This is a genomic window from Mucilaginibacter boryungensis (genome assembly GCF_015221995.1).
Classification (GTDB): Bacteria; Bacteroidota; Bacteroidia; order Sphingobacteriales; family Sphingobacteriaceae; genus Mucilaginibacter; species Mucilaginibacter boryungensis.
On record NZ_JADFFM010000001.1, the window covers coordinates 2,252,086 to 2,265,169 of the forward strand.

Below are 13,084 nucleotides of genomic sequence, written 5' to 3' on the forward strand. Positions count from 1 at the left end.
ATCATTTAATTTTTGGCGGTACATAATTTTTTACCGGGTTTACCACCACCCACGATTTGCCGTCCTCCGTCAGGCAGGCGGTAAAGAAAGCGATCACCTCACCTTTATCGTTGGTATAAACAAAGGGGCGCTCACGCCTTTTAAATGTTTGGGTACTGCCATCATCGTAAGTTACAGTTTTAGTGAATACGGGCTCTTTTGATACCGCTTTATAATTGATCCCATCAACCGAAGCGTATTGCGCGCCGGCTTTGGTTGTGCCGGTCAGGGTTCCTGCAAAATCAGTCAGAATTACATTATACTGGTTTTGCGCCCACCAGATGGTAGGGTCTTCCAGTTGATTATTATCAGGCAGCAGGTTCTCATTACCTCGAACCATCGTGTACTTTCCGTTCCAGGCTGGAGCGGTATAGGCCTGCGCCATGCGGGTATTGTTAACAGCCTTCCGCCCGAACACATAAATGCTGCCATCGCTGCGTACCAGCGGGGCCGGGTTTGAGAACGGCATAACTTCCGCGTCGCTGCGTGTCCACGGCCCGGTGATGGATTTAGACCAGGCATAACCCGTTTTATTTGCTGTGGAAATATAATACAGTACATAAATATCGCCAGCTTTTACAATTTTGGGGTTATGTGCACGCTCCTTATCCCAGGCGCCAGGGCGTTTTTCTATCACCACTTCCTGAAACTTGTAGGGGCCGTAGATATTATCAGACGTAGCCCTTACAATTTCCGAATAGGTAGTCCAGCCGCCCAAACCATACTGCTCTGGCCAGCGCGAGGCAAACATATGGTAAGTATTGCCCACCTTAATAATGGTTGAACACCACAGGATATAGCCATCCATTTTAAAGCCGGCATTTTTAATAGCAGGCTGCATGGCGTCTTTCAGGCTTTGCGCACGGGTATTGATCAGCATCAATGTAAATAATACCGGCAACAGTAAAATACGGCAGATCTTCATTTTTATAATTTGATTACAGATCCTAACATCGGTTTAATTGCGATAAGTTTTGTGGCTGATAAAAGCTAAATCATCAGTTAAATTAACGTTAAAAGGAAGGTAGTGCGTCTTTTCTCTCGCAAAAAAGACGCACGGAATGTCGCACTAAAACTTTGCGTATCGGGACATGTTTTGATGATTTCTGTAAATTAAAAAAGCCTGTAATCATATGATTATAGGCTTTTAATGTGTTTTGAAGAATCTCTCAGCGGTGAGGGAGGGATTCGAACCCTCGGTACAGTTTCCCGTACGTCAGTTTAGCAAACTGATCCTTTCGGCCTCTCAGGCACCTCACCATTTCGTGGCCTTTGCAAGCCGTTAAATAAATACTCCCCTTTTTTCGGGACTGCAAATATAGCAATTCAACTTACCCGTCAAAAAAAAATTTAGAATTAGGAGGGTTTAAAAATAGCCGCTTTTGTTAAGTGGTTGATTACGTTTGGATAATGTTTATTTACCTGTGCTATTTAATATCAATATCAATTCGAACGTGGTAAATACTCATTAGCATTTTCTTGAAAATGGCCTTAATGGTCTCCAGATCTTTTAGCGTAATATCGCTATCATTCAATTGTCCCTGGTTTAGTTTATAGCTTACAATCCGGTCAACCAAATCATTAATAGATTGCGCATCGGGTTCGCGTAACGACCGGGATGCCGCCTCCACCGAATCGGCCAGCATTAATACTCCCGTTTCTTTTGAGAACGGTATTGGTCCCGGGTAACGGAAAATATTTTCGTCTATAAGCTTTTCGGGGAAGTTTTTCAAAAACGATTGGTAAAAATAATCCACCCTTGTATTGCCATGATGCGTACGGATAAAGTCTATCACAATCTCGGGCAAACGTTCTTTACGCGCCATTTCAACGCCATTACTTACATGCCGGATGATGATCTGTGCGCTTTCCTCATAGGGTAATTTATCATGCGGGTTAAAACCCGAGCTTTGATTTTCTATAAAATATAGTGGATTTTCAACTTTACCAATATCATGGTATAAAGCCCCTGCCCTAACCAGCAACGAATTACCACCTATATTATAAATAGCGCTTTCGGCCAAATTTGCTACCTGTAACGAGTGCTGGAATGTGCCGGGAGCATTAAAAGCCAGTTCGCGTAACAGCGGCGCATTAGTGTTGGTCAATTCTATTAACGTAATATCCGATGTGATCTGGAATACTTGCTCAAATGCATAGATCAATGGATAAGCCAGCAGGGTAAGCATTACACTCACTACAAACGGCAGAAAGTCCATCCAATCTATATTCAAAAAGGTCCCTTCGCGAATAAAGGAGATACCCAGGAACGAAATAAAATAAGTGAATGTAATAATAAGGGCTGAAACAAGAAATTGATCGCGCCTCACCAGGTTTTTGATACTATAAATAGATACCATCCCGGCGGTAATTTCAAAGTAGGCAAACTCAAAGCTGTTAGGTACAAAAAATCCTGCAATCAGTACTACAAGCAAATGTATGTTTAAAGCCAAACGGGTATCAAACAGTATGCGGATAATTATGGGTACTATACAATATGGAATATAATACACATTAAATTCCTGTATCCTTATTGCCCAGCTTAGCGTAGCCAGCATACCGGTAACTACCAGCAAAATCAAGCTAACCAGGCGGTTATCCCGGTAAATATCCTTTCTAAACAGGTAAAGGAATATCATTAATAAACCTACTGCTATAGATACCAGTAAAAATTGCCCTAATAGAACCAAATTTGGGTTGCCATTTACCCGCGCATTATCCTCAAAAGCTTTTTTGTACGATTGTAGTTTTTGGTAGATCTCATCGTTAATAACCGAGCCTTTAGCTACAATTACCTCGCCCTTTTGCACCATACCACGCGTAAGTGATAAACCTTCCAGCACTTCTTTTTCCAGTCTTGCGGTTAGCTTATCATCATAGTTCAAATTATTTTGCAAACGGTTTTGAATGATATTTATAAGGAATGCCTTATCAATATCCTTTCGCTTATCCAACTGCTCTGCGCAATAAGCTATAGCACGTTCGCGGGTAAAAAGTTCTATCGTATTTTTGTCAGTAGCCGTGTTTTTATATAATATACTAATGGTATAGTTTTCATTCCCACGCTGGTATTTTGAAACCAGTGTTAATATACCCCGGTCATATACCTCTTTTAAAAGTCGGTAACCTTCCTGCAAGTATTTTTCTTTTTGCTTTTCGCTGATGCCGGCATTATGCCATTTTATTTCAAAATCGTTTTTAAAGCCATTTAATTGCTGGTCGGCAACATCGGGTTGCAACTGGTAAATCGGCGTAATGCTGCGCAGGGCTGCTTCCTGGTCTGCTGCCAGTTCCTGCCCGGTTTTTAATATGGCGAAGTTATAAGGGGAAATCAGGTCTTTTTGGTTCCAGATACGGCCTTTTTCATACTCGTAACGGAATTTGGCTTGTTTAGGTAAGGTATATACAATTAAACAGATGCTCAGCAACATCATGAAATACTTAATATTTCGGGCGTATTTACGGAATAATGCCCTTTGGCGCGATGCTGATAGTGTTGCCATTTAGTTTTTTATACATAGCAAAAGTAGCATTTTATGATGATGTTTAATATTGTCCCGTCGAATAGCAGAATATATCTATTGATAAATTTAATTATGCATGCATAGTATTTTTACACAAAACATGCAACCTACACACAAAAAAACTACATTTGCCTCACCAATTTATTCATATGAAAGAAGTAGTTATTGTTGCCGCTACCCGTACGCCGATTGGTAGTTTTGGTGGTTCGTTAGCATCGTTAAGCGCCACGCAGTTAGGCGCTATAGTTATAAAAAGCGCGGTTGAAAAAGCCGGCGTAAAACCCCAACAGGTTCAGGAGGTTTATTTCGGGAATGTCATGTCGGCCAATTTAGGGCAGGCACCTGCTACCCAGGCCGCTAAGTTTGCAGGTTTACCAGACATGCCTGCTACTACTATTAATAAAGTCTGCGCTTCGGGCATGAAAGCTGTTATGCTGGCCGCGCAAAGTATTGCTTTAGGGCAGCAGGATATTGTTGTTGCCGGCGGGATGGAGAGTATGAGCAACGTACCTTACTATTTAGACAAAGCACGTACAGGCTATCGTTTAGGCCATGGTCAGATTACTGACGGGCTGATTAAAGACGGTTTGTGGGACGTATATAACGATTACCATATGGGTTCGGCTGCTGAACTGTGCGCGGTTGATTGTAATGTAACCCGAGAACAGCAGGATGCTTTTGCTATCGAATCGTACAAACGTTCGCAGCAAGCTATTGCAGATAGTAAATTTAAGGACGAGATTACTCCCGTTGAAATAAAAGACCGCAAAGGTGATGTTACCCTATTTACTACAGATGAAGAGCCGGCCGCGGTGAAATTTGATAAAATACCATCGTTAAAACCTGTATTTAAAAAAGATGGTACAGTTACCGCGGCTAATGCATCAACCTTAAATGATGGTGCTGCCGCTTTGGTATTAATGAGCCGCGAAAAAGCCGACGAATTGGGTATTAAACCCCTTGCCCGTATTGTAGCTTACGCAGATGCGCAACAAGCGCCCGAATGGTTTACCACTGCCCCATCTAAAGCTATCCCGTTGGCCTTACACAATGCCAAGTTATCGGCAGATCAAATTGACTTCTTCGAGATCAATGAAGCATTTTCCGTAGTGGCTATAGCCAATAACCAAATATTGAAGTTAGATCCAACCAAAGTTAATGTTAACGGCGGCGCGGTGGCACTTGGCCATCCGCTGGGTGCATCGGGTGCGCGCATTATTGTAACATTGGCACATGTGTTGCAGCAAAATAAGGGTAAGTTCGGCGTAGCAGGTATTTGTAATGGCGGAGGTGGCGCCAGTGCAATTGTTATCGAAAATTTACGTTAATTCGGATAATGAAAAGATTATTTGTTTTACTGTTAATTTCTCTCAGTATCGGCAATGCATTTGCTCAGCATTCTGATGAGGCTACCCGTATAAAGCAATTAAACCGATATCAGGATAGCCTTGTTCGACTGGGTAAAAAAATGGTAGATGCCAACCTCGATCTGGAACGCAAAAACGCCAATTATTCTTTTATCAAAACGTTAGTAAGCGCGTTAAAAATCAATAATTCGTTTCTTTATAAGTTCGATTCTTTAAAAACCATCAGTATACTGAATTCTCCGGATAATAAGTTCCGGATATTTACCTGGTATGTTTTGAATGAGGATGGTAGCTATCGCTTTTATGGCGCTATACAAATGAATACGGGCGGCCCTTTGGTATTACATCCGCTGGAAGATTACTCTCCGTTAATGAAAAGCCCCGAAGACTCCACAGGAAATAACCGCAAGTGGTTTGGAGCAGAATATTACAAGATCATCCCTGTATATGGCGCAAAAACATATTATACATTACTGGGCTGGAAAGGCAACACGGTAGAATCAACAAAAAAGGTGATCGAGGTGCTTTCGTTTAAAGACAATAAACCCGAATTTGGCATGGCTATTTTTGATGGCAATGGCAAAGTACGCAAACGTGTAGTATTTGAATATACACGCCAGGCATCCATGCTGTTAAGATATGTGCACGATCAAAACCTCATCGTTTTCGACCACCTTGCCCCGCCCGATAAAAAGCTGAAGGATAAATTTAGCACCTACGGGCCCGACCTTACTTACGATGGTTATAGATTAAAAAACGGCCGTTGGGTATATGTGGAAAATTTGGATATGAAAAACGTTCCCGACGAACGCGATAAAGATTATATAGAACCAGAAAAAAAGCAGCCGGTTAGAACCCCCGCTAACATCAAAAGAACTGGCAAATAAACCATTACCCAATATTTAATCTATCAATTATAATATATTCAGTATAAAATTTCGATTTACGGGATTTATTGTATTTTAGAAAAATTTTAAAAGATTTTATGACAAAAGACACACTGGCTGTTCCAGCCGAAAAGAAGTCAAGATTTCCCAAAGCAGTACCTTACATTATAGGAAACGAAGCGGCAGAACGTTTTAGTTTTTACGGTATGCGGTCAATACTCACGCTATTTTTGGTAAATCAGTTCTTTAATCCTACAAATAACCCGGCGCTAACTGAACAAGCTAATGCACATGGTAACAAGTTACACCACCTTTTTGTGATGGTAGCATACGCCTTACCTTTTGTAGGAGGCATGATAGCCGACTGGTTCACAGGCAAATACAAGCTCATCCTATATGTGTCCCTGATTTACTGCCTTGGGCATTTTTTATTAGCAACTTTTGACGGCGGGCTTACCGGCTTTGAAATAGGATTGCTTGTAGTCGCTATTGGTGCCGGCGGTATCAAGTCATGTGTATCTGCCAATGTTGGCGACCAATTTGATGCTACCAACCAGGATTTGCTTTCAAAAGTATATGGCTGGTTCTATTTCAGTATCAATGCGGGTTCTATGATTTCAACTGTTGCCATCCCGTGGACTTATGAGCATTTTGGCCCGAGATGGGCTTTTGGTATTCCCGGGATCTTAATGGCACTGGCTACCATCATATTCTTTTCGGGTCGTAAAAAATATGTGAAAGTACCTCCGCAGGGCGTTAACCGCAATAATATGGTATTCATAACCTGGTATGCGCTAACGCACTCAAGCAAAAGAAAACCCGGTCAATCCCTGCTTGATGTCGCTAAAGAGTCTTATCTGCCTGAGCGTGTTGAAGGCGTTAAAGCGGTTTATCGCGTTATGGTAGTGTTTTTCTTCGCACTGGCATTTTGGGCTGTCTGGGATCAGTGCTTATCTGAATGGACACTGTATGCCGATAAAATGGACCGCAACATCAACCTGGGCTTTACCTCGTTTACTGTACTGCCCGGCCAGTTGTCGACTATTAATACGGTATTTCTGTTACTTTTTATTCCTTTATTTAATTATGTGATATACCCCTGGTTCGATAAAAAAGGACTTAAAACCACACCTTTGAGAAGGTTAGGAACAGGTTTAATTTTAACTGCTTTATCGTTTGTGGTGATTGGCTTTACACATAAAAGTATTGAACATGGCGGCACCCCATCAATATGGTGGCAAGTATTAGCTTTCATGATACTTTCAGCTGCCGAAGTACTGGTTTCGATCACTGGCCTGGAGTACGCTTATACGCATTCTCCTAAATCAATGAAAAGCACCATGACAGGTATTTGGTTTCTTGTAGTATCATTCGGTAACCTGATCACGGCATTGGTAAACGGGCAAATTGAAAGCGGCGGATGGTGGGCACGCAATCTTAGAGGTGCAAACTACGAGTGGTTTTTCGTTGCTTTTATCAGTGTATTTATAATTGTGTTCATGATAGTTTCGCCGCGGATGAAAGAACGCAACTACATAACTGATCCCTATGTCGGCGAAAACGAAATTGCAGCAAATGCTGAAAAACTTTAATTAATATTTAACAACCTGATATAATGTGCCATTTAACCTGTTAAAATAGGTTAAATGGCATTTATATTTTGTATATATTGTAATAAGCCCTTAGCTTCGCAGTTATTAATAAAAACTACACTATACCTGTGCCGGACAGCATTGTAATTATACCTACCTACAACGAAAAGGAAAATGTTGAGCGCATGATACGCAAAGTATTCTCGCTTCAGCACGATTTCCATGTACTTATTATTGATGACGGCTCTCCGGACGGTACACCGCAAATTGTAAAAAGCTTACAAAACGAATATACGGGGCGCCTGCATATAGAAGAGCGTGCCGGTAAACAGGGATTAGGAACTGCCTATATCCACGGCTTTCGCTGGTGCCTGGAACGCGATTACGAATACATTTTTGAAATGGACTGCGATTTTTCGCATAATCCCGAAGACCTGATACGCTTACGGCAGGCATGTATTGATGGAGCGGATATGTCGGTAGGTTCGCGGTATGTAACGGGTGTAAATGTGGTAAACTGGCCCATGAGCAGGGTTTTAATGAGCTACTTCGCATCTGTATATGTCCGTTTTATAACCGGCGAAGATGTACGCGACTTTACTGCTGGCTTTGTATGCTATAAACGCAAAGTTTTACAAACTATAGAACTGCATAAAATAAAATTTGTGGGCTATGCCTTCCAAATTGAAATGAAGTACACTACCATTAAGCATGGATTTCAATTGATAGAAGTCCCCATCATTTTCACCGATCGCACTGAAGGTTCATCAAAAATGTCGGGCGGTATATTCTACGAAGCCTTTTTTGGGGTGATTCAAATGAAGCTGAACAGCATTTTTAGGAAGTATCCCGAAGGGTAGTGATTAGTTAATCAGTAATTAGAGATTAGTTATAAATTATACTTGTAGCGATGGGTTTTACCCATCGCTATTTTGTTCTTACTAATCTCTGACCAACTAATCACTAATCTCAACAAAAATCCTATTTTTGTTAGCAATGAACGAGCATCTTGATCCCGACCGCGAAAGGCTATCTGCTACCGAATACGATATCGAAAAGGTATTGCGTCCGCAGGCATTTGAGGATTTTACCGGTCAGCAGAAGATATTAGCTAATCTTAAAATATTTGTTCAGGCTGCCCGTCAGCGTGGCGAGGCGCTTGACCATGTGCTGCTGCACGGCCCGCCGGGATTAGGTAAAACCACCCTATCGCACATTATTGCTAACGAGATGGGCGTTGGTATCAAGATCACCTCCGGCCCCGTATTAGATAAACCAGGCGACCTTGCCGGCTTACTCACTAACCTGGAAGCAGGCGATATCCTTTTTATTGACGAGATACACCGTTTAAGTCCGCTGGTTGAAGAATACCTGTATTCGGCCATGGAGGATTTTAAAATAGATATTATGCTGGAGAGCGGCCCGAATGCACGCTCAGTACAATTATCATTAAACCCATTCACATTGGTTGGGGCAACTACACGTTCGGGGCTATTAACTGCTCCTCTCCGCGCCCGGTTCGGTATTAATTCAAGACTTGAATACTACGATGCTAAATTACTGACCACCATCTTATTAAGATCGGCATCTATACTAAAAACGCCTATCAGCGATGAGGGCGCTTATGAAATTGCCCGCCGGAGCCGTGGCACCCCGCGTATTGCCAATGCCTTACTGCGCCGCACACGCGATTTCGCCCAGATAAAAGGTGATGGCAACATTGATACAGATATTGCCAAATATGCCCTTAATGCCTTAAATGTTGATGAGCATGGCCTGGATGAAATGGATAATAAAATATTATCTACCATTATAGAAAAATTTAAAGGCGGCCCGGTAGGTTTAAAAACTATAGCTACGGCGGTAGGCGAAGATGAAGGCACCATTGAGGAAGTTTATGAACCATTCCTGATACAGGAAGGGTTTTTAATGCGCACCTCGCGTGGCCGCGAAGCTACCGAGCATGCTTATAAGCACTTGGGGCTATTTAAATCGGGCGGAAGCCAAACCTTATTTTAATACTATTATTAGCTATCTTACCTAAAATGAAGAAAATACTATTGGCTATAGTGTTTGCGGGGACTGTTGTTGCCGTAAAAGCGCAAATGGTTAACAAGGTGACCGATCCTGTTGAGTATGTGAACCCATTAATGGGTTCGGCATCAAAACCCGATCTTTCTAACGGGAACACTTATCCTGCCATTGCATTGCCCTGGGGCATGAACTTCTGGACACCGCAAACGGGTAAAATGGGTAACGGTTGGGCTTATACTTACGATGCTGATAAAATCCGCGGCTTTAAACAAACGCACCAGCCATCGCCATGGATGAACGACTACGGACAGTTTTCTATTATGCCGGTTAGCGGGCATATGGCGCTTTCGGAATATAAACGGGCCAGTTGGTTCAGTCACAAAGCCGAAGTATCTAAACCATATTATTACAGCGTTTACCTGGCCGATCACGATATTACGACCGAGATCACCCCTACCGAACGTGCTGCGCAATTCCGCTTCACGTTTCCTAAAAGCGACAGTTCTTTTGTGGTGATAGACGCGCTTGATCGTGGGTCATATATCAAAATTATCCCGGGCGAAAATAAGATCATTGGCTATACTACCCGTTATGCCCGCAGCAAACTAACCAACTTTAAAAACTACTTTGTTATTTATGTAGATAAGCCGTTCACACTTGCGCATGCCTGGAAAGACTCGAGCGTGGTGAAAGATTCTCTGGAATTGACGAGCAAGCATTCCGGGGCTGTTATTGGTTTCAAAACCAGGAAAGGCGAAGTAGTAAACCTTAAGGTTGCCTCATCCTTCATCAGTTTTGCACAGGCCGAGTTGAACCTGAAACGCGAGGTTGGTACTAACAGCTTCAACACCACTATGACCAACGCCAAAGCCATTTGGAATAAAACCTTAAGCCGTATACAGGTTGAAGGTGGCTCGGTTGATCAAACACGTACGTTTTACTCGTGTCTGTACCGCATGCTATTCTTCCCCAACAAACTATACGAGTTAGATGCCAACAACAAACCCACACACTGGAGCCCCTACACCGGTAAAGTTTACCCTGGTTATATGTTTGCCGGTACCGGCTTTTGGGACACTTTCAGGGCATTATATCCCTTTCTTAACCTGATGTATCCTTCCATTAATAAAGAGATGCAGGAAGGTTTAATAAACGACTATAAAGAAGGCGGCTGGCTGCCAGAATGGAGCAGCCCGGGTTACGCACCAATTATGATCGGTAATAACTCCGCCTCGGTTGTGTCTGATGCCTATATAAAAGGTATGCGTGGCTACGATATCAAGACACTGTATGATGCTTTACTACACGGAGCAAACAACGTAGGGCCGGGTGGCACGGGCCGTACAGGCGTAGAATATTATAATACTTTGGGCTATGTGCCTTATGATGTAAAAATTGACGAGAACGCGGCACGTACATTAGAATATGCCTATGACGATTTTACTATTTACCAATTAGGCAAAGCTTTAGGTCGCCCCAAAGCCGAAACCGATATCTACAAAAACCGGTCGATGAACTACAAAAAGCTGTTCGATCCGCAAACAGGATTAATGCGCGGTAAAAACAAAGACGGCAGCTTTGAAACCCCGTTCAACCCATTTAAATGGGGCGATGCCTTTACCGAAGGAAACAGCTGGCATTATAGTTGGAGTGTTTTTCACGACATTAATGGTCTGATAGGCTTAATGGGTGGAAAAAAAGCGTTTGTGAACAAACTGGATTCGGTATTTATTTTGCCGCCAGTATTTGATGATAGTTACTACCAGGGCGTAATACACGAGATCCGCGAAATGCAAATTATGAACATGGGGCAATACGCGCATGGTAATCAGCCTATTCAACATATGCTTTACCTATATAACTACGGCAGCCAGCCCTGGAAAACTCAATACTGGGTACGCGAAGCCATGAACCGCCTGTACAAAGCTACACCCGATGGCTACTGCGGCGATGAAGACAACGGCCAAACATCTGCCTGGTATGTATTTTCTGCGATGGGCTTCTACCCTGTTTGCCCGGCGACCGATCAGTATGTGTTAGGTGCGCCATTGTTCAAAAAAGCAACCCTGAACCTGGAGAATGGTAAAAAAGTCATCATTAACTCACCCACAAACAGCCCGGCAAACAGATATATAAGTAGTTTAAGTTATAACGGCAAACCTTATGATCTGAACTGGTTGAGCCATTCGGCTTTGCAAAAGGGTGCAGTAATTAATATTAAAATGTCTGCAATACCTAACAAGCAACGGGGAATTAAAGATGCAGATGTGCCTTACTCTTTATCAACAGAAAAATAATTTAAAACTTAAATTTTTATCCTGATCAAATACGTTTAATTTTAACGCGATTAATTACAAATAATGCCCCGTAGTACTATGGCTAAAACATCAATTATAGCAGCCTTATTAGGCTTATTCACTTATTCGGCTGCATCGGCACAAAGCAGCGCTTCAATTATGGCCCGCAAACAAGTGCCGGTAGTATGCTATCACCAAATACGCGACTGGCGCCCGAAAGATTCAAAAACTGCCAAAGATTATATTATACCAATAGCCGCCTTTAAGGACCACATCAAAATGCTGGCTGATAGTGGTTATCATACTATTTTGCCCGACCAGCTCTATGCTTATCTGACCAAAGGTACCCCGCTTCCCAAAAAACCAATAATGCTGACTTTTGACGATACCGACGAAGATCAGTTTACTATTGCCAACCCTACACTTAAAAAGTATGGTTTTAAAGGCGTATATTTTGTAATGACTGTATCAATCGGTCGCCCGCATTATATGACGGCCGATATGATCAAAAAATTATCTGACGAGGGCAATATCATCGGAAGCCACACCTGGGATCACCATCGCGTTGACAAGCTATCGCACAATGGCGTGCTGAAAATTATGGGTAAAAATGGCAAGATAACCACCAAACCAACCGACGATTGGGTTACCCAGATTGATAAACCAACCAAGAAACTGGAAGAAATTACTGGTAAAAAGATAGACTATTTTGCTTATCCGTTCGGCGTTTGGAAAAAACCGGTATTGCCTGAAATTCAAAAACGTGGTTTCAAATTAGCTTTTCAACTGGCTGATAAACGCGACCCGGATTATCCGCTAATGACCGTTCGCCGTATTTTAGACAGTGGTTACTGGAGCACTAAAACTTTCAGCAACAATATAAGACAAAGTTTTTAATAGTAACGGGGGCTTCGATAATATCGAAGCCCTTTTACATTACACCTTTCTACCGGGCTTATTTTCGCCTTTATCAACCGCTGGTTCCTCTGCCGGTGGTCCGGGATCTCCGCTGTCATTGTCGGGTGTTACGGTTGGTACCCGTACTTCATCAGCTTCAGTTTGTTCATTTTCCTGCTCTCCTTTAGTATAATTATCAGGATCGGCGTTGGTAACAGAATTATCCTGGTTGGTTATTTGCTCATCCTTCGGATTCGATGCATTATCAGGCGCTATATGATCAGTCATGGTATCTGAATTTAGTTACAAATAGAACAGCCGGCATTGCAACATGTTTTATATGTTGTTCTTTACCTGCTATTATTTCAAAATCCTCGGGCGAGAACTGCTTCAGCGCTTTTGTTTTGCTACTAACATGTAGTCCCTAACGGGACTTCCATAAGATAC

The 13,084-nt window shown here is 42.4% G+C and carries 10 protein-coding genes and 1 tRNA gene; 7 read left to right on the plus strand and 4 right to left on the minus strand.

The features are described from left to right. Nucleotide 1 precedes the first annotated feature (1 nt). From IRJ18_RS09385 to IRJ18_RS09395, 3 genes are all read right to left on the minus strand, one after another. Nucleotides 2–964 carry a glycoside hydrolase family protein gene (locus IRJ18_RS09385; RefSeq protein ID WP_194105922.1) on the minus strand — a complete coding sequence of 321 codons (963 nt, stop codon included), beginning with the start codon at nucleotides 962–964 and terminating at the stop codon, nucleotides 2–4. A gap of 248 nt (nucleotides 965–1,212) precedes the next feature. Beyond that, nucleotides 1,213–1,299, minus strand: a tRNA-Ser gene (locus IRJ18_RS09390). A gap of 167 nt (nucleotides 1,300–1,466) precedes the next feature. Then, a complete protein-coding gene (locus IRJ18_RS09395) occupies nucleotides 1,467–3,542 on the minus strand; it encodes an HD family phosphohydrolase (RefSeq protein ID WP_228072668.1) in 2,076 nt (691 codons plus the stop codon). A gap of 170 nt (nucleotides 3,543–3,712) precedes the next feature. On the opposite strand from IRJ18_RS09395, the gene IRJ18_RS09400 reads away from it, so the two are divergent. The 7 genes from IRJ18_RS09400 (at nucleotide 3,713) to IRJ18_RS09430 (ending at nucleotide 12,637) form a co-directional block, all read left to right on the plus strand. After that, entirely contained in the window at nucleotides 3,713–4,891 is a 1,179-nt protein-coding gene (locus IRJ18_RS09400; protein ID WP_194105923.1) for an acetyl-CoA C-acyltransferase, read from the plus strand. An 8-nt stretch (nucleotides 4,892–4,899) separates the two neighbouring features. After that, nucleotides 4,900–5,817 carry a hypothetical protein gene (locus tag IRJ18_RS09405; RefSeq protein ID WP_194105924.1) on the plus strand — a complete coding sequence of 306 codons (918 nt, stop codon included), beginning with the start codon at nucleotides 4,900–4,902 and terminating at the stop codon, nucleotides 5,815–5,817. Nucleotides 5,818–5,915: 98 nt separating this feature from the next. Continuing rightward, nucleotides 5,916–7,409: a POT family MFS transporter gene (locus IRJ18_RS09410; protein WP_194105925.1), complete on the plus strand. Its 1,494-nt coding sequence runs from the start codon at nucleotides 5,916–5,918 to the stop codon at nucleotides 7,407–7,409. A gap of 128 nt (nucleotides 7,410–7,537) precedes the next feature. Continuing rightward, entirely contained in the window at nucleotides 7,538–8,269 is a 732-nt protein-coding gene (locus tag IRJ18_RS09415; protein ID WP_194105926.1) for a polyprenol monophosphomannose synthase, read from the plus strand. Nucleotides 8,270–8,405: 136 nt separating this feature from the next. Continuing rightward, the gene (gene ruvB / locus IRJ18_RS09420) at nucleotides 8,406–9,428 is read left to right on the plus strand and encodes a Holliday junction branch migration DNA helicase RuvB (RefSeq protein WP_194105927.1); all 1,023 of its coding nucleotides are present in this window, start codon (nucleotides 8,406–8,408) and stop codon (nucleotides 9,426–9,428) included. A gap of 26 nt (nucleotides 9,429–9,454) precedes the next feature. Next, nucleotides 9,455–11,740, plus strand: a complete 2,286-nt coding sequence (locus IRJ18_RS09425) for a GH92 family glycosyl hydrolase (RefSeq protein ID WP_194105928.1) — start codon at nucleotides 9,455–9,457, stop codon at nucleotides 11,738–11,740. A 78-nt stretch (nucleotides 11,741–11,818) separates the two neighbouring features. Next, nucleotides 11,819–12,637, plus strand: a complete 819-nt coding sequence (locus IRJ18_RS09430) for a polysaccharide deacetylase family protein (RefSeq protein ID WP_228072670.1) — start codon at nucleotides 11,819–11,821, stop codon at nucleotides 12,635–12,637. Nucleotides 12,638–12,676: 39 nt separating this feature from the next. On the opposite strand, the gene IRJ18_RS09435 is transcribed toward IRJ18_RS09430, so the two are convergent. After that, nucleotides 12,677–12,925: a hypothetical protein gene (locus IRJ18_RS09435; RefSeq protein WP_194105930.1), complete on the minus strand. Its 249-nt coding sequence runs from the start codon at nucleotides 12,923–12,925 to the stop codon at nucleotides 12,677–12,679. Between the last annotated feature and the right edge of the window lie 159 nt (nucleotides 12,926–13,084).